This window comes from Litorivita pollutaquae (genome assembly GCF_003205515.1).
GTDB classification, from domain to species: Bacteria; Pseudomonadota; Alphaproteobacteria; order Rhodobacterales; family Rhodobacteraceae; genus Litorivita; species Litorivita pollutaquae.
On record NZ_KZ826492.1, the window covers coordinates 49081 to 73801 of the forward strand.

General features: G+C 58.4%; 26 protein-coding genes. 17 read left to right on the plus strand and 9 right to left on the minus strand.

Annotated elements, in window-relative coordinates:
- Positions 1-17 precede the first annotated feature (17 nt).
- The 5 genes from DI396_RS15210 to miaB all read right to left on the minus strand — a co-directional run bounded on the left by DI396_RS15210 (position 18) and on the right by miaB (position 5832).
- On the minus strand, positions 18-983 hold the full coding sequence (locus DI396_RS15210; protein ID WP_110797215.1) for a PhoH family protein: 966 nt from the start codon (positions 981-983) through the stop codon (positions 18-20).
- 295 nt (positions 984-1278) lie between these two features.
- Positions 1279-1596, minus strand: a complete 318-nt coding sequence (locus DI396_RS15215) for a hypothetical protein (protein WP_110797156.1) — start codon at positions 1594-1596, stop codon at positions 1279-1281.
- Between the two features lie 11 nt (positions 1597-1607).
- Positions 1608-2189 (minus strand): OmpA family protein, encoded by a 582-nt coding sequence (locus tag DI396_RS15220; RefSeq protein ID WP_110797157.1) that lies wholly within the window; start codon positions 2187-2189, stop codon positions 1608-1610.
- Between the two features lie 774 nt (positions 2190-2963).
- Positions 2964-4046, minus strand: a complete 1083-nt coding sequence (locus tag DI396_RS15225) for a Hint domain-containing protein (protein ID WP_110797159.1) — start codon at positions 4044-4046, stop codon at positions 2964-2966.
- A 418-nt stretch (positions 4047-4464) separates the two neighbouring features.
- Complete coding sequence (gene miaB, locus DI396_RS15235) at positions 4465-5832, minus strand: tRNA (N6-isopentenyl adenosine(37)-C2)-methylthiotransferase MiaB (protein WP_110797162.1); 1368 nt, start codon at positions 5830-5832, stop codon at positions 4465-4467.
- Between the two features lie 132 nt (positions 5833-5964).
- Here miaB and DI396_RS15240 point away from each other — a divergent pair, with 132 nt between their 5' ends.
- Positions 5965-6846: a hypothetical protein gene (locus DI396_RS15240; protein WP_110797217.1), complete on the plus strand. Its 882-nt coding sequence runs from the start codon at positions 5965-5967 to the stop codon at positions 6844-6846.
- Positions 6847-7020: 174 nt separating this feature from the next.
- On the opposite strand, the gene irrA is transcribed toward DI396_RS15240, so the two are convergent.
- Positions 7021-7452, minus strand: coding sequence for an iron response transcriptional regulator IrrA (gene irrA, locus DI396_RS15245; RefSeq protein ID WP_110797164.1), 432 nt, complete (start codon positions 7450-7452; stop codon positions 7021-7023).
- A 189-nt stretch (positions 7453-7641) separates the two neighbouring features.
- Between irrA and fabA the strand changes: the two genes are divergently transcribed.
- Complete coding sequence (gene fabA / locus DI396_RS15250) at positions 7642-8151, plus strand: bifunctional 3-hydroxydecanoyl-ACP dehydratase/trans-2-decenoyl-ACP isomerase (RefSeq protein ID WP_110797165.1); 510 nt, start codon at positions 7642-7644, stop codon at positions 8149-8151.
- A gap of 269 nt (positions 8152-8420) precedes the next feature.
- Entirely contained in the window at positions 8421-8837 is a 417-nt protein-coding gene (locus tag DI396_RS16810) for a thermonuclease family protein (RefSeq protein ID WP_268876854.1), read from the plus strand.
- Positions 8838-9140: 303 nt separating this feature from the next.
- Here DI396_RS16810 and DI396_RS15260 read toward each other — a convergent pair whose 3' ends face one another.
- Positions 9141-10064, minus strand: a complete 924-nt coding sequence (locus DI396_RS15260) for a DUF2971 domain-containing protein (protein WP_110797168.1) — start codon at positions 10062-10064, stop codon at positions 9141-9143.
- A gap of 317 nt (positions 10065-10381) precedes the next feature.
- Here DI396_RS15260 and fabB point away from each other — a divergent pair, with 317 nt between their 5' ends.
- Both fabB and DI396_RS15270 read left to right on the plus strand, forming a co-directional pair.
- Complete coding sequence (gene fabB / locus DI396_RS15265; protein ID WP_110797170.1) at positions 10382-11611, plus strand: beta-ketoacyl-ACP synthase I; 1230 nt, start codon at positions 10382-10384, stop codon at positions 11609-11611.
- Between the two features lie 28 nt (positions 11612-11639).
- On the plus strand, positions 11640-12431 hold the full coding sequence (locus DI396_RS15270; protein ID WP_110797172.1) for an enoyl-ACP reductase FabI: 792 nt from the start codon (positions 11640-11642) through the stop codon (positions 12429-12431).
- A 61-nt stretch (positions 12432-12492) separates the two neighbouring features.
- On the opposite strand, the gene DI396_RS15275 is transcribed toward DI396_RS15270, so the two are convergent.
- The gene (locus tag DI396_RS15275) at positions 12493-13161 is read right to left on the minus strand and encodes a hypothetical protein (RefSeq protein WP_235851904.1); all 669 of its coding nucleotides are present in this window, start codon (positions 13159-13161) and stop codon (positions 12493-12495) included.
- A 177-nt stretch (positions 13162-13338) separates the two neighbouring features.
- Complete coding sequence (locus DI396_RS15280) at positions 13339-13767, minus strand: FKBP-type peptidyl-prolyl cis-trans isomerase (protein ID WP_110797173.1); 429 nt, start codon at positions 13765-13767, stop codon at positions 13339-13341.
- A 269-nt stretch (positions 13768-14036) separates the two neighbouring features.
- Here DI396_RS15280 and DI396_RS15290 point away from each other — a divergent pair, with 269 nt between their 5' ends.
- The 12 genes from DI396_RS15290 to DI396_RS15345 all read left to right on the plus strand — a co-directional run bounded on the left by DI396_RS15290 (position 14037) and on the right by DI396_RS15345 (position 24652).
- Entirely contained in the window at positions 14037-14720 is a 684-nt protein-coding gene (locus DI396_RS15290) for a haloacid dehalogenase type II (protein WP_110797176.1), read from the plus strand.
- A gap of 20 nt (positions 14721-14740) precedes the next feature.
- A complete protein-coding gene (locus DI396_RS15295) occupies positions 14741-15727 on the plus strand; it encodes a threonine ammonia-lyase (RefSeq protein WP_110797178.1) in 987 nt (328 codons plus the stop codon).
- Positions 15728-15825: 98 nt separating this feature from the next.
- Positions 15826-16995, plus strand: coding sequence for a 4-hydroxybenzoate 3-monooxygenase (pobA, locus tag DI396_RS15300; RefSeq protein WP_110797179.1), 1170 nt, complete (start codon positions 15826-15828; stop codon positions 16993-16995).
- Positions 16995-17795 (plus strand): 3-oxoadipate enol-lactonase, encoded by an 801-nt coding sequence (gene pcaD / locus DI396_RS15305; protein WP_110797181.1) that lies wholly within the window; start codon positions 16995-16997, stop codon positions 17793-17795. Before pobA ends, pcaD begins: the two co-directional genes overlap by 1 nt.
- Positions 17788-18180, plus strand: coding sequence for a 4-carboxymuconolactone decarboxylase (gene pcaC / locus DI396_RS15310; protein WP_110797183.1), 393 nt, complete (start codon positions 17788-17790; stop codon positions 18178-18180). The genes pcaD and pcaC overlap by 8 nt, the downstream gene beginning before the upstream one ends.
- Positions 18173-18901, plus strand: coding sequence for a protocatechuate 3,4-dioxygenase subunit beta (gene pcaH, locus DI396_RS15315; RefSeq protein ID WP_110797184.1), 729 nt, complete (start codon positions 18173-18175; stop codon positions 18899-18901). Before pcaC ends, pcaH begins: the two co-directional genes overlap by 8 nt.
- A 3-nt stretch (positions 18902-18904) precedes the next feature.
- Positions 18905-19504, plus strand: a complete 600-nt coding sequence (gene pcaG / locus DI396_RS15320; protein WP_110797186.1) for a protocatechuate 3,4-dioxygenase subunit alpha — start codon at positions 18905-18907, stop codon at positions 19502-19504.
- Positions 19505-20215 (plus strand): alpha/beta fold hydrolase, encoded by a 711-nt coding sequence (locus tag DI396_RS15325; protein ID WP_110797187.1) that lies wholly within the window; start codon positions 19505-19507, stop codon positions 20213-20215.
- 7 nt (positions 20216-20222) lie between these two features.
- Complete coding sequence (locus tag DI396_RS15330; RefSeq protein WP_110797189.1) at positions 20223-21569, plus strand: lyase family protein; 1347 nt, start codon at positions 20223-20225, stop codon at positions 21567-21569.
- 26 nt (positions 21570-21595) lie between these two features.
- On the plus strand, positions 21596-22915 hold the full coding sequence (locus DI396_RS15335) for a TCR/Tet family MFS transporter (RefSeq protein ID WP_110797191.1): 1320 nt from the start codon (positions 21596-21598) through the stop codon (positions 22913-22915).
- Positions 22916-23002: 87 nt separating this feature from the next.
- Entirely contained in the window at positions 23003-24088 is a 1086-nt protein-coding gene (locus DI396_RS15340; RefSeq protein WP_110797193.1) for a Zn-dependent alcohol dehydrogenase, read from the plus strand.
- 258 nt (positions 24089-24346) lie between these two features.
- Positions 24347-24652: an ArsR/SmtB family transcription factor gene (locus tag DI396_RS15345; protein WP_110797194.1), complete on the plus strand. Its 306-nt coding sequence runs from the start codon at positions 24347-24349 to the stop codon at positions 24650-24652.
- Positions 24653-24721: the final 69 nt, after the last annotated feature.

The following is a 24721-nucleotide window of genomic DNA, read 5'->3' on the forward strand; positions in this document are numbered from 1 at the left end:
CCACGCCCTAAGCCGGGTTAGCTTTTGGGCAAAGCGCGCGCAGTATCCGCATCATAGGCTTCGATGATCGCCGCCACCAGCGGGTGCCGCACCACATCTTTTACGGTGAAATAGTTAAAACTGATTTTCGGAACATTGACCAAAAGCCGCTCCGCATCATGCAGCCCCGATGTCACACCGCGCGGCAAATCGATCTGGCTGCGGTCTCCGGTGATCACCATGCGCGAACCTTCGCCCAAACGGGTCAGGAACATTTTCATCTGCATCGACGTGGCGTTCTGCGCCTCGTCCAGAACCACAAAAGCATTGGCCAATGTGCGTCCGCGCATAAAGGCCAAAGGCGCGATTTCGATCTTTTTTTCCTCAATCAATTTGCCCAGCATCTTCGCGGGAAGGAAATCATTGAGCGCATCATACAGCGGCTGCATATAGGGATCGACCTTGTCCTTCATATCGCCGGGCAGATAGCCAAGTTTTTCCCCCGCTTCCACCGCAGGACGCGACAGGATGATCCGGTCGACGTGGCCCTCGATAAACATCGACACCGCCACAGCCACGGCAAGATAGGTTTTGCCGGTGCCCGCAGGACCGATACCAAAGGCCAATTCATTGTCAAACAGCGCGTTAACATAGGCCTTTTGCGCATCGGTGCGCGGCTCGACGGTTTTCTTGCGGGTCTTGATCTCGACCCGTCCGCCCCGAAACATTTCCAATTGGGTATCGGGGGCCGCAGCCTCGCCATCGCCCATCCGCAATGCGCGATCCACATCGCTGGCCAACACCTCGCGCCCGCTTTCCAGACGTTCATATAGCTGGTTGAGAATCTGCGCCGCTTCGAGCCCTGCCACCTCATCCCCAATGATCGCCAGCTGGTTGCCACGGCGCAAAATCTGCACGCCGACTTTTTGTTCTATTGCGGCGAGGTTTTTATCGTATTCGCCACAAAGCTCGATCAACAAGCGGTTGTCAGGAAACTCGACCATCACCTCTTTGAGGGCGGAGAGATCGGCGGGCGGGGGCAAAATGCTGGTGGACAATCAGTTCTCCTAGTTGGAGGCCCTGATCCCGCGATGCCTGATCGGTATCGCGGCATGGTGGTTGGTGCCGGGCCTACGATAAGTCATAGCTTTTCAGCTGCCTTTATGGTGCGCCTTTGCGCGGTGCGGCGCAAGCCGCTTGATCGAAATGTCATCGCTTTGACATGAAAAAAGCCGGAGCCTGCCCGCCCCGGCTGATTTATTGGCAGATGCCGCAGGGTAAACCGCAGCGACGCCTCGCTTACAGCGGATCCTCGATGGTCTGCCCACCTTTGTAGTTGCCTGTCGCCGTATTGGGCGGCGCAACGCCCGAACAGACCGGCTTGCCATATTTGTCGAGCCGCTGCGACAGATAACCTTCGATGCCGTCGTCGATCATCCAGTGGTCACAGCCGTTCGGATCAACCCAAATGCCCGCAACCAGTTGGCTCAGATGCTTTTTGCGAAAGCCATAATCAATGGTTTTGTCGGTATCGACCTGACCGCCACCGCCTTCGTTGATGCAGCCGGAAACCGCCATACAGAGGCCGAACATTATACTTGCTTTAATAAGTTTCATTGCCTCACCCCTCAGCGGATACAAATAATTTCAACACGGCGGTTCTTCGCCATGCCACTCGCGGAGGCGTTCGAAGCGCGTGGCAAGCGTTCGCCATACCCGCGCACATCCGCAATCCGTGCACCCGCGCTTTGCGCAACACGCGCCACTGCGGTGGCACGGCGCATCGACAGATCCATGTTGTAACGGTCAGAGGCGCGGCTGTCGGTATGACCTGTGATGATGTAGGATACTGCGCCGGTTTCTTTAAAGAACTGCTGCAAACGCGCCTTACCGGGGCGGCTGATCCTTGCGCTGTCGGTTGAAAAGAACTGATCACTATTCATCACACCGCACACATTACCACGGCGACACACAGGAATACCCTGACGGGTGGTGTGAGGTGTCATATAGCCCTCGAACCCGTCATCCATCACCCAATGCTCGCATCCATCCGGGTCCACCCAAATGGTCGGCGCATACCGCTCGTTCGTTGCTCTCTTCGTGTTGTCGAACAAACCCTCTTGCGCCGAAACGGCGCTTACCGCCACCACAGCAGCAACCAAACCGCCCAGGCCCAAACGCGCCATCGATCGAACTGCTTTGGAAATCATAATCGCCACAGTCACTGTCCTTTTTATTTCCCTCAGGATGGCCAGAGAGGTTTCTCCTCCTCTTGGCCAGACAAAATACTGATCGCAGTTTACCAATTTTTACTGACTTGTGAAGGTACTTTCACAAGATATTGTGGTACAGATCGCCACAACCCCAATTTTAAGATAGCCTCACAAGAGATTTCTCGATGGGCCGCGTTGCACCGGATCCGGCGTGATGCAGCCCCTGCCCCTCGAAAGGGCCCGACAACTCATGGCGAGCCCCGAGCATCGGCACGGCGCGGTACACTCGCAAACAGAACCACGTGCAGAGGGGAAAGCCCGCGCCATGACCACCTGCATGAGAACGGCACAGCCCAGATCAACCGGCAGACTCGCGTTCTTCACGGGCGCAGAACGCCTGCGAATGACGATCGACATGCCTGCCGAAGTAAAACGGCCGTATCTGGCGAAAATATCGCGCGACGAACACGGCGACCCGACGCCATGCCGCGGCGGATCAAAGTGAGAGATAGAGCACCGACACCTTGTCCTTGAGGCCGGATGTCGGTGACGTGCAGACGGGAGACCGGCGGCACCATCAAAGCCAATGCTATGGGAAACACCTACCCTAGGACCGCGAACTCAACGCAGGCATAGCCCCCGGCACCGGTTCTGGGCGGCGCGTCGGCAGCATGCCCCCCTTGATCCACAAGGCAGCCGCCAAACATTCAAATATCAGCCGTAAAATCAGTCGGTCGGATCAAGCGACGCCCGCATGCAGGACGCCCGTGTTCAGGATGCCAGCGCAGGATCGGTGATCGATATGCGATCCACAAGGCATAGGTGGTTCTGCTGATGACGTTCGGCAAGCCTGCGCCCCCGTGCGCCCAAGGCAATCTGCCGGCTCGGCGCGCCGCCATCGGCCCATTTTACGATTTCTGGAAACAGGTGCAGGATTTCGTGCCGCCCCTGTGCCCCGACAGAGCGCAGCGCCTGCACCCCCAAATAGAGGCTTTCGCAGGGCGCGCCAGAGGCGACGAGAATTTCATGCCCCTCCAGCAAAATGTGAAAATACTCGGTCCGTCCGGCGTTCTTGACGACCTCGATCCCGTCAAGCGCGGTCAAATGCTTGATCGCCACCAACACCTCCTGCTCCCCAAACATGCGCTCCGCCACCTTTGAGCGCACCAAAACCCGATGCTGCGGGGACAGGTAGAGATCGGTTTGCGGCATACCCGCACCCAAAGCCCCCTTCGCAACACGGATCGGGCATAGGTTAGGGTATTTCGCCAAGGTCTCTGCCTCGACCACCGTTGCGCCGATCCACTTGATCTGCTGCATTCCGTGATCTGCGGTCATCACCCGATCCTTGCAAGTCAGCGTTTCGATCGGCACCTGCCGCCCCTGCGCGACCTCGATCAATGTGCCCCGCGTGAAACAAACCACACCAACCGAATTGTTTCCCGTGGAAATCACCGCCGCATCGTTAAATCCCACGTGGGACAAACTACCGGTGTGGATCGCTTCAACATTCATACTGCCGTAGCTGTCGTTAGGAATGATAAAATGCCGGACATCGCCCCCGTTGGACACGGTCAGGAACACAACATCCAAATTGGCCTCGAGCCCCCAAGCGAAAGACTTGCTGGAGCCGTCGCCCAGACTGAAGCTGCCATTGCTGTTTGGCTCATAAATACTGTCGATGTTATAGGATACACCGTCAATGGTGAGATCGTCACCCGTATCAAATTCGCCATCGTTCAAATCGCTTGACGATACATTATCAATCACGTCAAGCAGATTGCCATTTTCCTTCGAATAGGTTGTGTACTGGCTAATCTCGGTCACTTCAATCAAGTCATGAATTGTTGCCATCGTATCTTGGGCCCTTCATTCCTACGCTTCGCCTGTAACACCATGCTCCAGATCAGTAATTTCTTGCACCTTACGGCAAAGAAATTTCCAGATTATGAAGCCGTGCGGATGCAGCGGTAGAAAATCAAAGTCGGCGCGCAAAAGTGGGGCCAAGGCCGTCAAGCAACGGAACCGGGCAACATGTGGCTCCGGCAGGTGGGGCCACAAATAAAATGCACCGTGGCCCTCCGGCCCCGCGCTCAATGGCTGCAAGGCCGCCATCTTCCCGTCCGGCAAAGATCGCGTCATTGTGTCGAATGGAGCCGTCAAGGCAGGCAGGGCCTGCACCCCCGCGAAGAAGCGGCTCCGGTGGCGGTTGCTGGCGTGTTGATATCGGCGCTGTCCGGAAAAACCCCAGCCCGCGCCAAACCGGCAGGCCTTACGCCAATATACCGCGCAGAGAATTGCTGCTGCTATCAGTGATCCGCACACGGCGTATCTCGCCCACGCCTGCGGGGTTATCCCCAACGTGCACCGCATGCAGATATTCAGACTTTCCGACCATCTGCCCTTCATGGCGGCCTTTGCGCTCAAACATCACCGAAACCTCGCGCCCGATCATCTCGTCTTGGATGGCGCGTTGCTGCTCGGTCAACAGCCCTTGCAAGCGCGCCAAACGTTCAGCGGCGACAGCGTCATCCACCAACGGCCGTTCGGCGGCCGGCGTGCCCGGACGGGTGGAGTATTTGAACGAATAGGCCTGCCCGAAACGGACCTCTCGGATCAAATCCAACGTGGCTTGAAAATCGGCTTCGCTCTCTTCGGGGAACCCGACGATAAAATCCCCGGAGAGCAAAATATCAGGCCGCGCCGCGCGGATACGCTCGATCACCCGCAAATAGCTTTCGGCGGTATGCGACCGGTTCATCCGTTTCAAAATATGATCGCTGCCCGATTGCACCGGCAGATGCAGGTAGGGCATCAATTTGGCGCAAGAGCCATGCGCCTCGATCAGATCATCCGTCATGTCATTGGGGTGCGAGGTGGTAAAGCGGATGCGCTCCAACCCGTCGACCTCGTTGAGCGCCCAAATCAAATCGGCCAAAGACCGCGTGCGCCCGTTCGCGTCCAACCCGTGATAGGCATTCACATTCTGCCCCAAAAGCGTGATCTCGCGCACGCCGCGCTCGACCAGATCGCGCGCCTCGCTCAGCACCCGTTCAACCGGGCGCGACACTTCGGCCCCGCGCGTATAGGGCACCACACAGAAGGCACAGAATTTGTCACATCCCTCTTGCACGGTCAAAAATGCCGCCGGTGCGCGCCGCGCTTTGGGGCGGGCGGCGAGATGCTCGAACTTATCCTCTTGAGGGAAATCGGTATCGATCGCCTTGCCGCCTTTGCCGGCCTTGGCTTCCAACTCTGGCAACCGGTGATAACTTTGCGGGCCGACGACCAGATCGACCATCGGCTGGCGACGGATGATTTCCTGCCCCTCGGCCTGCGCCACACACCCGGCCACGCCGATTTTCAAATCCGGATTGGCATCCTTCAAAGGGCGCAACCGCCCCAGATCGTGATACACTTTTTCGGCGGCGCGCTCGCGAATGTGGCAGGTGTTGAGCAAAATCATATCGGCATCACCCATGTCTTCGGTGGCAACATAGCCCTGCCCGCCCAAAGCCTCTGCCATGCGCTCGCTATCATAGACGTTCATTTGGCAACCGTAGGTCTTGATAAACAGCTTCTTCGGCGCCGGGGTGTCCGCCGCTGCCTGCTCTGTCTGCCCTGTTTTCAGATCGCTCATCTGCCTAAATCTCGCTCGCCGATGGATGAAAACCGCCGTATACCATATGCGCTGCATCTTGCAATGCGGGCCGAATTAACCGAATTTGCAAGTCAGCGCGCTACAACGCACCCACCGGCAAGAAAGCGGCACATGACCTACGACAGCCTCGAGGCATTCCTGAAAGCACAAAAAGCCGCGCCGCTGGTCGCGCCATCTCTTGGCCCTGCGGCAATGATCTTTGTCGAGGATGACATCGAGGTGGACACCACCCTGCGCCACCACTTGCAAGCCGGATTCAAAACCCTGCTGGCCTTCATGCCTGACCGCATCACCTTGCCCAAGGACCTCGAAGAGCGTCTCCACCGCATCACCTATGACACACGGCAGCACGGCGCCCTGCCCCATGCTGTAAACGCGATCATCAAAGCGGCACCAAATACATGGCTTTATTACTGCTATAACGCCGAATACCTGTTCTACCCGTTTTGCGAAAGCCGCGGCATTGGCGAACTCCTTGCCTTCCACACCGAAGAGCGGCGCAGCGCCCTGCTCACCTATGTTGTCGACCTATACGCCGCCGATCTGGGCGCGCACCCGAATGCCGTCTCGCTCGAAGACGCCCATCTCGACAAATCCGGCTACTACGCCCTCGCGCGCAGTGACGCCGGCAAAAACGGCCACCCCAAAGAGCGCCAGTTGGATTTTTTCGGCGGCCTGCGCTGGCGCTTCGAAGAGCACATCCCCGCCAAACGTCGCAAGATCGACCGCATCGCCCTATTCCGCGCCGCGCCGGACCTGACGCTGCGTGAAGATCACACCTTTAACATCGAAGAATACAACACCTATGCCTGCCCGTGGCACAACAATATCACCGCCACCATCTGTTCGTTCCGCACCGCCAAAGCGCTCAAGCATAATCCCGGATCGACCTTTGATATCGATACCTTCCGCTGGCACAATTCCACAGCTTTTGAATGGCACTCGCGCCAATTGCTCGATCTGGGCCTGATGGAACCCGGCCAATGGTTCTGAGCCGCGCGATTTGAACGACATTTCGCGCCGCTCCCGGCAAAAATCGCCGCCCCTTTCTGCTTTCTCTAAATATCCCCGCCGGAGGCACCCAAACCCCGCCGCGCAAACCGCCGCGGGCGACCCCAAGCCGGACCGCACAAAATCACCTAAGAGCGTTAAAAACGAGCGCTAGGATCAGGTCCGGCGCAGGCGGATCACCACATCCACTTTGGAAATCTGCGCCCCCTCGGGCGCATCCGGCAACCGCGTGATTTCCAACTCGCTCGCGGGCGCGTCCATCAACTCGGCGCTGTCTTCCCAAAAGAAATGCGGGTGATCGTGGGTGTTGGTGTCGAAATAACTTTTCGAGCCATCCACCATCACCTCTTGCATCAATCCGGCGTCACAAAACGCCCGAAGCGTGTTGTACACCGTGGCCAAAGACACCCGCTCGCCGCCCGACTGCACATCGGCAAACAGGCTTTCGGCCGTGACATGACGATGCTCGCCATCGCCTACCAAAAGCGCCGCCAAAGCCATGCGCTGCCGCGTCGGGCGCAATCCTGCGGTCCCGAGCCAATCGCTCGCACGTGCCTCGAAGGCTTCTGGGGTGACTGTGTCTTTCATCTTCTGCTATATATATCGCGCAACTGCGCCTAATTTCAACGCATATTCGCGCCCCTCGCCAAGAGCCGCCAATCCCGGGCGCATAGGCCCCGCCAAACCGCGTAAAACCGCGCAATACTTGCGTGAACCAGCCGCGGGATGCTAGAGGAAACCTGACCTTATCCAACTCAAATAAAGGGGCGCGCCTGAATGGCCCAATATCCGAGCAGCTTTGACAAAGACGATCTTCTGAAATGCGCACGCGGCGAGCTTTTCGGCGAAGGAAATGCTCAATTGCCCGCCCCGCCCATGCTGATGATGGACCGGATCACCGAAGTATCCGCCGATGGCGGCACCCACGGCAAAGGCCATATCACCGCCGAATTCGACATCACGCCGGACCTTTGGTTTTTCGACTGCCATTTCCCCGGCAATCCAATCATGCCCGGATGCCTTGGCCTTGATGGCCTGTGGCAACTCACCGGCTTCAACCTCGGCTGGCGCGGCTGGCTGGGGCGCGGCTATGCGCTTGGCGTGGGCGAGGTCAAACTGACCGGCATGGTGCGCCCCGACCGCAAAATGCTAACCTATAAAATCGACTTCACCAAAGCGATCCAAACCCGCCGCCTGACCATGGGCGTGGCCGATGGCATTGTCGAGGCCGATGGCGAAGTCATCTATCAAGTCAAAGACATGAAGGTCGCGCTGTCGGAGAGTTAAGACAGGCGGCTGAAGAGCCGGCACAAGAATAGTAAACTTCATGCGGGCCATTTGGATTGCCCGCATGAAGCGTATATTTTACGGAGTTGAGTTGCTTGGAAATCCTCTTATTCATTCTCTTTTTCATCGGTCTTCTGGTTTTCCTTGGCAAGAAATCAAACCGTCCACGCGGCGGAGGCGCATTGAGACAACGCCCCGTTCAGCGACAGCACACACCACCTCCAAAACCCTTTGAAGCAAAGACGGCAAGTCCGGTTTCGCGCCCAACCGTGTTGGAGGGGCCGGCATATGTTGTTGATGGCGACACGGTCAGGATACGCAAAACCCAAATAAGGCTCTTCGGCATTGATGCGCCAGAGATGAACCACCCCTACGGGAACAAGGCCAAATGGGCATTGCTCTCGATGTGCAAGGGACAAATGGTGCGCGCCGAAATCGTCGAAGAAGACGCGCATGGGCGCACCGTGGCAAAGTGCTACCTGCCAGACGGGCGCGACCTTTCCGCAGAGATGGTTAAAATCGGCATGGCGATAGATTGGCCCAAATTTTCAGGTGGTATCTATCGCAGTTTGGAAGTGCCTGATGCCCGCAAAAAACTCTGGCTGGCAGATGCGCGCCAAAAAGGGCGCATGCATGTTTGGGAGAAATTCGAAGCGAACCAAAACAAACGGTCTTCGGGAAATTAGCTGGTGAGGAACGCCGCGCATCTTTGACAGCCTACGAGTGGTTTTCTGACTCTGACCAACGCGCCGCGTCATGCTATCTCGCCCCAAACGTCACGCATTTTTGTATCAGACCCGACCTTCATTGCAGCGTTTATCTATGCCGGAAGTGCGGGACTTTGTTGCCGTGCGTCATATCTGACCCAACGGCTACTCCCAGCCTTAGCCGGACATTAGTTTTCAGCAGTATGTGGCGTTTGTTCGAAACAACGTCAGCTGCGTAAGACATGCGTCACGCCTAAATTCACGCAAACAACCAGATGCAACTCAATCCGCAATTGGCACTATATCGTGATGAAATCCCGAAGTTGATCTCTTTGCCTCCAAAAGTTCCACGTTTGGAAACGACTTGGTCAGTTCGATGATTTTGCGCCTGTTCTCAGCAGACATGTTGATGCCCAGTATTACGCCGTCGAGATCATTCAAACCGAACGAGATGTCTTCATATGGCGCTGTCTTATTGCGCCCATCACCTGAAGAGATACGCCATTCCTTCTCGTACGACCAAGCCGAGCCCTTGGAATACATCATTCGGTTAATCTGTGCTCGGTAATTGTCGGTCTGGATGCCAGAGAGAACATTGGAAAAGTGCTCTTCATCTGCAAGAGAAGGAAGTTCTTGTAGGTAATTGATTGAAACAGCCATCCCGTAAGGGGTATCAAGAGCCGGTATCGATCGCAGCCGGATGACGACCCCGGAATCCTGCTGAGCATAATGAGCCCACATTGGTGGATTTGTTGGATCTTCGGTAAGACATAGGACTTTCAAGTCTTCCATGTACTCACGAATCTCTCTCTGCGTTTCAGGCAATCTCGCAAGCATCCTTTCGTACCCTTCTTTGACAACGCCATCAAAGGCTCGAGCAAATTCGTCCTTCGACGCGTATTTTACTGATGATCCTAGAAAGCGCAGTAGTTGCCCAATGCGAGTTTTCTCATTGGGGAGAATCTCTCCAGACACAACTTTCCACATCTTCTCATATGAAAGGTCGTCAAGACGCTCTAAGTCCATGTCTAGCCCCATGTCGAATTGAACGTCATACAAATCATTGAGTGTCCGGGGTGTCGACCATCTCAAAGTTCGATTTGTCAGGACAATCTCCGCAGTTTCAAAGCTCATATACTTAAAGAAATGCAGTCGATCATTGTTCCAGCTTGATGGCTTTTTGGGGATCGTTTCATCAAAATTCATGATCAATCTCCTGATTGGATACTAATCAACTAACCTCCAGTGACGACCGAAGCTATCAATTTCAACTTTGCAAAGTTCACTATCTGCGCTTATTCGCCGTTTGAATCCACTGCGGCATCTGTTTCAATGAACTCTTTGACACCTCCGCTGCGCTCTGCGCGAACGGCGGCTATGCTGCATTTTCCCATTTTGGGCCCGTTGATGACGTAAAACTTAAAGCCATCTCACGCCTCACAACCGTCCGGTTTTCCCTATCCCCTTGCACCTCAATCCCCTGCTGCTCTACAAACGCCTTAAGTTTATAAAAGGAGCACGCCATGCGCCGTGTCGTCGTCACAGGTTTGGGGGTCGTCTCCTCCATCGGCAACAACGCCCAAGAGGTTCTGACCTCGCTCAAAGCCGGCACCTCCGGTATCACCTTTAATGAAGACATGGCCGAGCACGGCTTTCGCAGCCAGATCGCGGGCAATGTCAAACTTGACGTGGCCGAACATGTCGACAAACGCACATTGCGGTTCATGGGGCCGGGTGCGGCCTATGCCCATATCGCCATGCGCCAAGCCATCGCGGATGCGGGGCTTGAGGAAGGCGATGTGATCAACGAGCGCACCGGATTGATCGCAGGATCGGGCGGCCCCTCCACATCGGCGATGTTCGCGGCGCATCAAACCGCGCTCAAAACCGGCGCGACCAAACGCATCGGGCCGTTTGCCGTGCCCAAATGCATGGGCTCGACGATCTCTGCCAACTTGGCGACTGCCTTTAAAATCAAAGGGATCAACTATTCGATCACCTCGGCCTGCTCCACCTCGTTGCATTGCATCGGCAACGCGGCCGAACAGATCATGATGGGCAAGCAAGACGTGATGTTCGCCGGCGGCGGCGAAGAGCTGGATTGGACCCTGTCGTGCCTGTTCGATGCGATGGGCGCGATGAGCAGCAAATACAACGACACGCCAACCAAAGCCTCGCGCGCGTTCGATGCGGGCCGTGACGGGTTTGTCATCGGCGGCGGCGGCGGCATTGTGGTTCTCGAAGACCTTGAGCACGCCCTTGCGCGCGGCGCAAAAATCTACGGCGAAGTCACCGGATACGCCGCCACATCGGATGGCCATGACATGGTCGCCCCCTCGGGCGAGGGCGGCGAACGCGCCATGCGCCTTGCGCTGCAATCGCTCGATCCGGCCCGCAAGGTGGGCTACATCAACGCCCATGGCACCTCGACCCCTGTGGGCGATGTCGGCGAAGTCGAAGCCGTGCGCCGCGTCTTTGGCCAAGGATCTACCCCGTTGATTTCATCCACAAAATCCATGACCGGCCACAGCCAAGGCGCCACCGGCGCGCAAGAGGCGATCTATTGCTTGCTTATGTTGGAAAACGATTTCATCGCGCCGTCGATCAATGTCGAAACCCTCGATCCGGCACTTGATGCGGCGGAAATCGCCACCGCCCGCGTCGACAATGCCGGCCTCGACACGGTGATGACCAACAGCTTTGGCTTTGGCGGCACCAACGGGTCGATGTTGATCTCGAAGTATCTTGGATAAAGCCCTGAAATAGAACGGAATAGTATTGATGTCAGACCTTCTTAAGGGCAAGCGCGGGCTCATCATGGGCGTGGCCAATGAACGCTCGATTGCATGGGGCATTGCCAAAGCCATGGCCGGCGCCGGCGCGGAATTGGCCTTCACCTACCAAGGCGAAGCCTTCGGCAGCCGCCTTGCGCCGCTCGCCGCCTCGGTGGGCAGCGATTTCATGGTCGATGTGGATGTGACGGATGATGCCTCGCTCGACACCGCGTTCGAACAACTTGGCGCGCGCTGGCCGACGATTGATTTCGTCGTCCATGCCATCGCCTTTTCGGACAAAGCCGAATTGACCGGCCGGTTTTTGAACACCAGCCGCGAGAACTTCAAAAACTCGATGGATATTTCGGCCTATTCCTTGGTCGAAGTCGCCCGCCGCGCGCATCCTTTGATGGTGGACAACGGCGGCACGCTGTTGACCCTGACATTCCAAGGATCGAATACCGTTGTCCCGAATTACAACGTTATGGGCGTGGCCAAGGCCGCGTTGGAATCGACCACGCGCTACCTTGCCAATGATCTTGGCCCCGAAGGCATCCGCGTCAATGCGATCTCTCCGGGACCGATGAAAACCCTTGCCGGGGCGGCGATTGGCGGCGCGCGCAAGACCTACAAACATTCCGAACAAAACGCGCCGTTGCGCGCCAATGCGACGCTCGAAGCTGTGGGCGGCACCGCCGTTTATCTTGCCTCGGATGCAGGGGCCTGCACCACGGGCGAGATCATCCATGTGGATGGCGGTTATCATGTTTTGGGCATGCCGCAGGGCGAAAACATATAGACCGATCAAAGATATAAACCCCAATGGGCGCCTCTGATCGGGGCGCCCTTTGGGTTTTGCGTCACTCCTGATCGGCCCTGTCGTCCCCGCCGCCACTGCTGCTGCCGTCCAGAGTTTTCAACCGGCCGCGCGACCGGACAAGCCCCGATTGAAACCCTTCGCCGTCCCCGAAATCGGTGAACCCCGCATAATGGTCATGCCCGCCGTGCAGGTGGCGCGCATGTTTGATCGGGCACCAATAGGCTTCGGTGCGGCTGGCCACTTCGCGCACATATCCGATCAAGCCGTTGCAATATCCACAATACATGCAGTTCATCTTTTGCAACGCATTGAGATAGGCCAATTGATGCCGGTCTATGGCGATATAATCGCGCCGTGTCACTTTGGGGATGCCATAGACCGGAAAGCAAATCGCTTGGTAAATGCTGACAAAGATATCCAGCAATACAAATGGGATAATCAAAGAGTAGATCACCGGCGCCGTGATCACCGTCATCGGCCGCGTAGCCCGCAAGAACGCCCAAAGCCGAATGCGCATCGCTCTTTGCCGCCGCTTGGCTTCGGCGCCGAACACCACGCGGCCATTCTCGACACGATAGGAAAACGCCGCGCGGCGCTTCGCGACTTCCTCTTCCAACTGCGCCTGAAGCGCTTGCATCTTTTGCAAGATACCCTCCATCACCGCATTGTCTTTGGTCGAGGATTTGGGGCTCTTATCTGTCTTCGGCATCGCGGGGACTCCTGTCGCACGGCAGTGTTCTCGCCCGAAGTATAGCGCGCAAACTCTGGCCGGAGCCAGTTGGTAAAATACCCCCCTTGGCCCCATCTGACCACCGCCGCACCAAACGGGCACAAAAAAGGGGCGTGCCGTTTCCAGCACGCCCCCACGTTCCATCGTGACCCCGGATCAGTTGATGCCGACGATCTCGAAATCAAAGGTCAATTCCTTACCTGCGAGCGGATGATTCGCATCCAGCGTCACTTCAGCTTCGGTCACATTGGCCACGGTCACAACCATCGCCTGCCCGTCGGGCGTTTGCACCTGAAGCTGCGTGCCCAGATCAAGCGGGATGTCGTCGGGAATCTCGCCGCGCGGCACAACCTGCATAGCTTCGGCATGGACGGGGCCATAGGCCTCTTCGGGAGCGATGGTCACGGATTTCTTCTCGCCTGCGGTCATGCCGGGCAAAGCCTTGTCGAGGCCGGGGATGATCTGACCCGAACCCACTTCGAACTCGAGAGGGTCGCGGCCTTCGGAGCTGTCAAAGGTGCTGCCATCGTTGAGGGTGCCGGTGTAATGAATACGGACGGTATCGCCCGATTTGATCTCGGTCATGGAATATCCAGTTCTGATAGGGGATTGATTTGCCAAGGCCACGCGGCGCGCGGGTGCTTGTCGGCTCGACAGCAAGTTTAAGCCCGCTGCGCCGGATTTGCAAACGCATCGGCGGGAACGCAGATTTTGTCTTTGCGCTGAAAGGGTTCGCATGCAACGTTGCATCCTGAACCTCTCATATAGGCCGTGGCGCCGCCCATGCCGATCTCTCGCGGTGATCCACAAATCCCCTTAACCGCCCAAAAGGCACCGCCAAACAGGACCATATCATGCCCGTCACCACCTGTATCTTCGACGCCTATGGCACGCTGTTTGACGTCAACGCCGCCGCCCGCATTGCCGCCGCCGAACCCGGTGCCGGTGCCCTGGCGACCCATTGGCCCAGCGTGGCGGAAAACTGGCGGCGCAAGCAATTGGAATACAGTTGGCTACGGGCTGTGATGGGCGCCCATTGTGATTTCTGGCAGGTGACCCAAGACGGATTGGATTGGGCACTGGAGGCCGAGGGATTGACCGAACCGGCGCTGCGAGAACGTCTCTTGCAACTCTATTGGGAGTTGCCGGCCTATGCCGAAGTGCCAAAGATGCTCGACGCGCTCAAGGCACGCGGGCTCAATACGGCGATCTTGTCGAACGGATCGCCGGAGATGCTCGCCGGTGCAGTGCAATCGGCAGGGCTTGGCGCGGTGCTCGACGACGTCTTGTCGGTTGAAAGCGTCGGCATCTTCAAACCTGCAAAAACGGTCTATGATCTGGTGGGCGCGCGGTTCGGATGCGCGCCGGATGAGGTTCTTTTCGTGTCGTCCAACGGCTGGGACGCGGCGGCGGCGGCGGCCTATGGGTTTACCACCGCATGGGTCAACCGCAACGGCGCGCCGATCGACCGGTTGCCCGCGACACCGCAAAGGGTCTTGCCCGACTTGACCGGCATTGCCGCGCTTGATGTCTACTGAGCGATTGAAAGGGAAATCCCATGTCAGAGGCCGTCACCATCACCGATATCGACGCCGCAGCAGCCCGCCTCAATGGCCATGCACGGCGCACGCCATTGCTCAACTCGCCCTTTTTGGATGAAATCGCCGGGCGGCGCGTCTGGATCAAGGCCGAATGCCTGCAACACACCGGATCGTTCAAGTTTCGCGGCGCTTGGTCGGCGCTCTCTGCTCTGGATGAGGACACGCGCAAACGCGGCGTGATCGCCTTTTCGTCCGGCAACCACGCCCAAGGGGTCGCCATGGCCGCCGCGCGCCACGGCGTGGCTGCTGTGATCATCATGCCGTCAGATGCCCCGCAGCTGAAGATCGACAACACCCGCGCGTTGGGGGCCGAGGTCGTGCTCTACGACCGTGTCAGCGAAGACCGCGATGCCATTGGTGCGCAGATGGCCGAGGCGCGGGGGCTAACCTTAATCAAACCCTTTGACGCCCCGATGGTCATCGCCGGTCAAGCATCCTGTGGATTGGAAATTGCCGCGCAAGCCGCAAATCAAGGCATTGATACGGCACAGGTTTTAGTGTGTTGCGGAGGCGGCGGATTGACCTCTGGCATTGCATTGGCTTTGGAGGCACGGGCACCAAACATGACTGTGCGCCCTGTCGAACCCGAAGGCTTCGATGACGTCGCCCGCTCGCTACGCGCCGGCCGGATCGAACGCAATCCCGCCCTGTCGGGCAGCCTGTGCGACGCGATTATCACGCCGCAACCCGGCGATTTGACCTTTCCGATTCTCAAACGCCTGTGTGGTCCCGGCCTTTCTGTCAGCGACGAAGAGGCCTTGCGCGCGATGGCGCTTGCCATGCTGAGATTGAAAATCGTGCTCGAACCCGGCGGCGCGGTCGCCTTGGCTGCGGCTTTGTTTCACAAGGAGAAAATAGATGGGGAGGACGTGATTGCCGTGGCATCCGGCGGCAATGTCGACCCTGCACTCATGACCCGCGCGCTGGCGCTTGTGGACACCTAAGCGCCTTACGTTCACGCATGGACAGCCTGCAGGAGCACGCCCTATAGTTGACATAGCAAATCAAATGCCAGAGTCATCTCTCAAACAGGGAGGAGCCAATGCGAACACAAATAGCCATTATTGGCGGCGGTCCTTCGGGTCTGCTTCTGTCGCAATTGCTTCACAGATCGGGCATTTCCTCCGTGGTCTTGGAACGCAAAACCCGCAAGTATGTGCAGGGCCGCATTCGGGCCGGCGTATTGGAAACCGGCATGGTCGATTTGTTGCGCACCGCCGGCGTGGCCAAGCGTATGGACGCCGAAGGGTTCATTCATGACCACACCAAAATTGCATATGGCAATGAGGTTTTCGAGATTGACCTCAAGAGATTGACCGGCACGCCGGTGATGGTTTACGGCCAGACCGAAGTCACGCGCGATCTTTATGACGCCCGCGACTCCATGGGCGGGGATATCCGGTTTAACGTCGAGAACGTGGTGATCCACGGCGCCGATGGCGATGCGCCTTTCGTGACTTATGACGCCAATGGCACCGCGCACCGCATCGAATGTGATTACATTGCCGGTTGCGACGGGTTTCACGGCGTCAGCCGCCAAACCATCCCGCGCGCCATGCGCAAGGAATACGAGAAGGTCTACCCCTTTGGCTGGCTTGGCATCCTGTCGGAAACCCCGCCCGTGGACGATGAATTGATCTACGCCAATTCCGAACGCGGCTTTGCCCTTTGTTCCATGCGCAATGCGAACTTGAGCCGCTATTACATTCAATGTTCCCTATCGGATAAGCCCGAGGATTGGACCGACGCCGCCTTTTGGGCCGAGTTGAAACGCCGCATTCCACAGGAAACCGCCGAGGCATTGATCACCGGCCCGGCGATCGAGAAAAGCATCGCGCCGCTGCGCAGCTTTGTCACCGAACCGATGCGGTGGGGGCGATTGTTCCTCTGCGGGGACGCCGCCCATATCGTGCCACCGACAGGGGCCAAGGGCCTGAACACCGCCGCTTCGGACATCCATTATCTGTTTGACGGGTTGAGGGATTTTTACCGCGACGGCTCCTGCGAAGGGCTTGACGCCTATTCGCAAAAAGCCCTTGCCCGGGTGTGGAAAGCCGAACGGTTCAGTTGGTGGATGAGCAACCTTTTGCACCGCTTCCCCGACCAATCGGATTTTGACCTTAAGATGCAACAGGCCGAAATCGCCTTCTTGCGCGACAATGAAAACGCGCAGAGGGTGATGGCGGAAAATTATGTAGGACTGCCATACTAATGCATATTCTCGATCTCGATGGCGTTGGGCTTCATTACCGCGACGAAGGGCCAAAAGACGCGCCCGCCGTGGTTTTTGCCAATTCGCTTGGCACGGACTTCCGGCTTTGGGACAAGGTCGTCGCGCATCTGCACGCGGCCTTCCCCGGCGGGCTACGGATGATCCGCTATGACAAACGCGGGCATGGCTTGTCGGACGCGACCAAAGCTCCGTATTCGATGGGCACATTGGTGCGCGATGCCGAACAGCTTTTGGATCATCTGGAGGTCAAGAACAGCCTCTTTGTCGGGCTGTCTATCGGCGGGATGATCGCGCAAGGATTGGCGGTCAAACGGCTCGATCTGGTGCGGGCAATGGTCCTGTCCAATACGGCCGCGAAAATCGGCCAACCGCAAATGTGGGCCGACCGGATCGCCGCAGTCAAAAAGGACGGGATCGCCCCGTTGGCCGACGGCATTCTAGAGCGCTGGTTTCACAAGAATTTTCGCGCATCGCCCGAATTTTCCGCATGGCACAATATGTTGATCCGACAATCGGTGGAAGGTTACGCTGGTTGCTGCGCCGCAATTTCAGGCACAGATTTTTACACCCCGACCAGCGGCCTGCGCCTGCCGACGCTCGGCATTGCCGGATCGGATGATGGATCCACACCGCCCGATCTGGTCCGCGAAACCGTGAATTTGATCCCCGGATCGCGGTTCGAAATCATCCGCCGCGCCGGGCATTTGCCCTGTGTCGAGCAACCGGATGCCTTTGCCGATCTGCTGATCCAGTTCATCAAGGAAACAGGCCATGTCTGACGACGAAACCATGCGAGAAAAAGGCACCGCGACCCGCACCCGTGTGCTGGGCGAGGCGCATGTGACACGTTCCAAAGCCGACCCGAACGACATCGCCGCGCCTTTTGTGGACATGATCACCGATGCCGCCTGGGGTCATGTCTGGAGCCGCGACACGATCACCCTGCGCGAGCGTTCGATGATCACACTGGCTCTGCTGGCAGGGCTCGGCAACCTTGAGGAATTCGAATTGCATCTGCGCGCCACCGCCAACACCGGCGCGACCCGTGAGGACGTCACCGAGGCCCTCATGCATGTGGCGATCTATGCCGGTGTGCCGCGCGCCAATAGCGCGTTCAAACTGGCGCGGGACATTTTTGATGATATGGAGGATGGCAATGGCTGACCTTGGCCCCCTCGTGCCGCGCAACCGCGCCGCGCATCCGGTCGCTTATGACCCCGACTACAAGACCTCGGTCGCGCGCAGCCCGAAATGGGCACTTCTGAGCATGGAAAGCACCCCCTCCGAAGAGACCGGCCCGCGTTTCGGCCATCAGGTTTTGGGCGAATGGGACAACAATCTGATTATGAATTACACCCGAGGCAAGGCCGCAGCCATGGGCGAACGCATCCTCCTGCATGGCCGCGTATTGGACGAATTCGGCCGTCCCGTGCCCCATACGTTGATCGAACTCTGGCAAGCCAACGCCGGCGGGCGCTATCGCCATATCAAGGACAGCTACCTTGCCCCGCTTGACCCGAACTTCGGCGGATGCGGCCGCACGATCACCAATGAGAACGGCGATTATGAATTCCTGACCATTCGCCCCGGCGCCTACCCTTGGCAAAATCGTGGCAATGATTGGCGCCCGATGCATATTCACATTTCGGTTTTTGGCCACAGCTTTGGCCAACGCCTGATCACCCAGATGTATTTCGAGGGCGATCCGTTGATCGACAAATGCCCCATCGCCGCGACGATCAAATCGCGCAGCCAGCTTGACCGCCTTGTCGCGCCCTTGGATATGAGCAAATCCCGCCCCCTCGATTACCTCGCCTATAAATTCGATATCGTGCTGCGCGGCCGTCGTCAGACGATGTTCGAAAACAAACTGGAAGGGATGTAAACCATGGTCCAACCTCTTGACAGGCTTGTCGAAACACCATCGCAAACCGCCGGTCCTTACGTCCATATCGGTTGCATTCCCTCCTTTGCGGGCGTCAAAGGAATCTATGCCGAAGACCTTGGCACATCGCCGATCAACGGCACGCCGAAGGGCGAGGTGATCACCATCACCGGATCGGTCTTTGATGGCACCGGATGGGCCTTGCGCGATGCGATGTTCGAAAGCTGGCAAGCGGATGCGGCAGGCAAATTCGCAGGTCACGCCGATGCCGATCCGGCGGTCACCGGGTTTTGCCGTTTCGCCGCCGACAAAGACCGCGGCACCTTTACCCTCACCACGGTCAAACCCGGCGCCGTCGCCCACCGCAATGGCGCGATGCAAGCGCCGCACATCAGCCTTTGGATCGTTGCGCGCGGCCTCAACAACGGCTTGCAAACGCGGATCTATTTCAACGATGAGGACAACACCGACGATCCGCTTTTATCCCGCATCGAGCAAACCCCGCGCGTCCAGACGCTCATTGCAAGGAAGACGGGTGAGCGCCAATATCGGTTCGACATTCGCCTGCAAGGCGATGATGAAACCGTGTTTTTGGATATCTAAATGGCCAGATTTCTGCTGATTCACGGATCCTGCCACGGCGCTTGGTGCTGGCGCGATGTGATCCCCTTGTTGCATGCGCGCGGGCATGATGTTTCGGCGATTGATCTACCGTCACACGGGGCGGATACCACGCCTTATCAAGACGTGACACTCGAAGACTATGCCGATGCCATCCTCGCGGCAATGGACCATGACACGCTCCTCGTCGGGCATTCCATGGCCGGCTACGCGATCACTGCGGCGGCGGAAAAAGCCCCCGATAAAATCGCGCGGCTGGTCTACCTTTGCGCCTATGTGCCCCAAAGCGGCAAGTCCTTGGTCGACATGCGCATGTCCGCACCGCGTCAACCGCTGCTCCACGCGATCGAGAAAACCGCAGATGGACGCGGGTTCACCATCAAACCCGATGCGGCAACCGGTGTTTTCTATCAAGATTGTCCGCAGGACAGCGCCATTTTTGCCAAAGAGAACCTTTGCGCCGAAGCCATCGCGCCGCAGACCACGCCTTTGACGCTGACGCCGCGCTCGCAAGACCTGCCGCGCAGCTATATCCACTGCGCCGATGACCAAACCATTCCGCCCGAATACCAATTGACCATGACCGGCGATTGGCCACGCGCGGATGTCCACCACATGACCTGTGGCCATTCGCCATTTTTTGCCGCGCCTGATACACTGGCCGCATTGCTCGACCAGATTTCCGAAGGATAACAACCCTATGGCTGGATCCGTTTACGACAGCCCGCTGCTTGCGAAACTCTTCAACGCCGGTGAGGTGTCGAAACTCTTCACCGACAGCGCCGAAATGCGCGCTTTGTTGATCGTCGAAGGTGCGCTTGCCAAGGCCCAAGGCGCGGCCGGTGTGATCCCGGAAATTTCCGCCGCCGCGATCCACCGCGCGGCAATGGAGGTGCAGATCGATCCCGCCGGATTGGCCGGTGCCACCGCCACCGACGGCGTGTGCATCCCCGCCTTTGTCGCCGCCTTTCGCACCGCGATGGAAGCCCCCGAGCACAGCCAATACATTCATTTCGGCGCGACATCGCAAGATATCCTCGACACCGGATTGATGTTGCGCCTGCGGCAAGTGTTGGCGCAATATGACGCGCTCTTGGCCGAAACGCTGTCCGGTTTGGGCAAATTGGCGAAAGCCCACGCCGAGCTGCCGATGGCAGGGCGCACATATGGCCAACACGCCACGCCGGTGAGCTTCGGATCGGTCATCGCCCATTGGGGCGCGCCTTTGCTTGATCTACACGCCGAACTCCCTGCCTTGAGGGAGCGCGTATTATGGGTTTCGCTGTCGGGCGCAGCAGGCACCGGCGCCGCGATGGGCCCAAAGGCCGAAGCCATCCGCACCGCTTTGGCAGCCGCGCTTGGCCTGCGCGACCCCCGGCGTTCATGGCATAGTGACCGCAGCCCGATCCTTGCCCTGTCCGGCTGGCTCGCGCGCCTTGGCGCGGCGCTTGGTAAAATGGCCGAAGACCTGCTGGTCCTGACCATGACCGGCATTGGCGAGGTGATCTTGGGGACGGCGGGCGGATCATCGACCATGCCCCAAAAGCAAAACCCGGTGAAACCCAGCGCGATCCTCGCCCTCACCCGACAGATCAACGCCCTGAACGGCGCCCTTTTGTCCGCAGGCAGCCCGACATTGGAACGCGACGGGTCGGCATGGTTCACCGAATGGCTAACTGTGCCGCAACTGTGCCTCTCGGGCGCGGCGATATTGGAACAGGCCCGCAGTTTGAGCCAAACCCTCGCCCCCGACGCCGATGCCATGCGCGCCGCCCTCACCAGCGGTCAGGGGTTGATATATGCCGAGGCATTGTCGTTTGCTTTGGCCCAGACCCTGCCGCGACCCGAGGCCCAAGCTGCCGTAAAAAACCTTTGCCTTGAGGCCACAAAAACCGGTGCGCATTTGGCGGAACTGGCCGCCGGAGCCTTTCCCGATATGGATGTCGATGCCCTCTTTGATCCCGCCAGACAAATGGGTAACGCACCGGCAGAGGCCCGCCGCTTTGCCAAGGCCGCGACCTCTTTGGAATTCACAAAGGCGGGCTGACCGCCTAGACAGGACAAAGCGGCGCGATGCCGACGCTTTGCTCTTTGCCCGATTGGTTTGCCGCTTTGACCCTGCCCGCGCCCGATGCCTCACCGATCCTTCTTGCGCCATCGAACAGCGCGCCAACCGCTCCGCCGCCCCGCAGCGGACTGGCCGGCATGTTCATCCTTGTGACCGTATTGATCGACGCGATGGGCATCGGTTTGATCATGCCCGTCATGCCGCAATTGATCCGCGAAGTGCAGGGCGGGGATCTGGCAACGGCGGCGCTTTGGGGCGCGGGGCTCACGGCGATTTTCGCGGTGATGCAATTCATTTTCTCGCCGATTTTGGGCAATCTGTCGGACCGGTTTGGGCGGCGCCCGGTGCTTTTGGTGTCCTTGGCCGTCATGGCATTGGATTACGTGTTGATGGCCGTCGCCGGCAGCATTTTCGTGTTGTTCGTCGGGCGGATCATCGGCGGGATCACCTCTGCCAACCATGCCACGGCGGTCGCATATATCGCCGATACGACAACCGGAAAAGACCGTGCCGCGCGGTTCGGATTGATCCAGGCGGCCTTTGGTGTCGGTTTTGTCATCGGGCCACTGATGGGCGGTCTTTTGGGTGAAATGGGCACCCGTGCACCGTTTATCGCCGCTGCGGCGTTAACGACCCTCAACCTTGCCTTTGGCGCGCTGATCCTACCCGAAAGCCTGACCGCGCCGAACCGCCGTGCCTTTTCATGGAAACGCGCCAACCCCTTAGGCGCCTTTCGCGCGGTGGCCAACATGGGCGCGCTGCGACCGCTCTTGTGGATGCTGTTCGTCTATCAAATTGTCGGGCAGGTTTATCCGGTGATCTGGTCCTATTTCGCCGCCGAGCGCTTTGGCTGGGACACGGGGGGCATTGGCCTATCGCTTGCGGTGTTTGGCATGTCGATGGCTTTTGTCCAGATCGTGTTGATCCGCCCTGCCCTGCGGATCTGGGGCGAGGCGCGCACCGTGCGCTATGGCATTCTTGCCGATGTTCTCGGGTTCTCGATGCTATGCCTTGTAACCAACGGTGCGCTGGTGATGTATTTTGTGCCACTGGGCGCGCTTGGCTCGATCGGAATGCCGGCGCTCAAATCCATCATGTCGGCGCAGGTGCCCGCCAATGCCCAAGGTGAATTGCAAGGTGTGCTGGCCGCCATCGGGGCCCTGTCGATGGTCATCTCACCGGTGGTATTTGGCGCAAGTTTTGCCGCCTTCACCCATGCGCGGGCGCCGCTCTATTTTCCCGGTGCACCCTTTGCCATCGCAATTGTTCTGGCGCTGGTGGCTGCTGCGCTGTTCTCCGCTACGTCAAAACGCGCAAGACCCTAGTTTCGGCTAGCAGAATAATATTTCGCGCGGCTATAAAGATTACGACCGGTCCTGTGACCGCCCGAGGGATATGGAGAGGGATTTAACATGAGCACAATGAAAGCAGCTATTTGCCACGCGTTCGGCACGCCTTTGGTGATCGAAGAGGTCGAAATTCGCGGCCCGAAGATGGGCGAAGTCGAGGTCGAATTGGACGCCGTGGCGATTTGTCACTCGGATCTGTCCTATCAAGACGGCGGTTTCGGGGGATATTTGCCCGCGCTCTTCGGCCACGAAGCCGCAGGCCGCATCACCGCCTTGGGCGATGGCGTGCAAGGGTTCGAGATCGGCGACAGCGTCGCAGTCACCTTGATCCGCGCCTGTGGCCATTGCGACAGCTGCGGATCCGGTAGCCCCACCACATGCGAAACCCCCGTCGATTACGCCGCGTCGCCAGTCACCACCAAAGACGGCACGCCGGTGTATCACGCCATGGAAACCGGTGCCTTTGCGGAAAAAACCGTAATCCATCACAGCCAGATCGTGAAAATCCCCGCCGACATGCCCAAAGACGTGGCCTGCCTTTTGTCTTGCGGCGTGATCACCGGTGTCGGCGCGGCGGTCATCACCGGCGGCGTCACTGCGGGCCAAGATGTTGTTGTCATTGGCGCGGGCGGCGTCGGCCTCAACGCGATCCAAGGCGCGCGCATCGCCGGGGCCCGCCGCATCATTGCCGTCGACATGCACCAAGACAAATTGGACGCGGCCAAAGAATTCGGCGCGACCGACGGCGTTCTGGCGTCCGAACCCAAACCATGGAACGCGGCAAAAAAGATCCTCGGTCGCGGAGCCGATGCGGTTTTGGTCACCGTCGGCGCCGCGCCTGTTTATGACGTGGCGCCGCGATATCTCGCCGCGCGGGGCAAAGTCGTCATGGTAGGCATGCCGCACGGCGATAAAGTCGCGACCTATTCGCCATTGATCATGGCCAACCAGGGCCAAAGCATTCTGGGTTCGAAAATGGGCGGCGTGGTCGTCAAACGCGATATCCCATGGATGGTGGACCTGTATCAGCAGGGGCGTTTGAAACTCGACGAGCTGATTTCCAACCGCTTCACCTTGGAGCAGATCAACGAGGCCATGGAAGACACACGCTCTGGCGCGGCCCGCCGCAACGTGATCATGCTGCGCTAACGCCACAGGCCTGCCCGCCGCAGCGAGCGCTCCGGCCGCTGCGGACGCGTCGGTCCCCATGCCGCTTGCGAACATTCTGTTCTCTTTGACTGCGGCGCATGGGACAGCTGCACAATCAAAGGGCGGAAACTTGGGCATTCGTCCCGCTTTTCTCCGACTCTCTACCAAGAGGCGAAGAGCCGTGGTATCCGAGTGCGAACCCACAACACCGGACCTAGTTTCGTGACGACACCCGATCCAAAAGCACCCCCACAAGAAATGGCAAAAAGCGCCGCCGACGCAGCTGCCTATCTGAAAACTCTGGCCCATGAGGGGCGGTTGATGATTTTGTGCCACCTCGGGACCGGCGAGAAATCCGTCGGTGAATTGGAAGCCCTTTTGGAAATTCGCCAAGCCGCCGTCAGCCAGATGCTTGCCCGTCTGCGCGAAGACCGTTTGGTAACCACCCGCCGCGAAGGCAAAACCATCTATTATTCGCTGTCAGATGACAAAACCGCCGAAGTGATCGGCATGATGTATCGCCTGTTCTGCGGCCCCGAGGGCAGTATCGAGAGCGGCTGCTGAGGTCGCGTAGGGGCTGCATTCTGATCCCCCCGGATCAAAGACCACATCGACCATAGGACATGGGCGCGC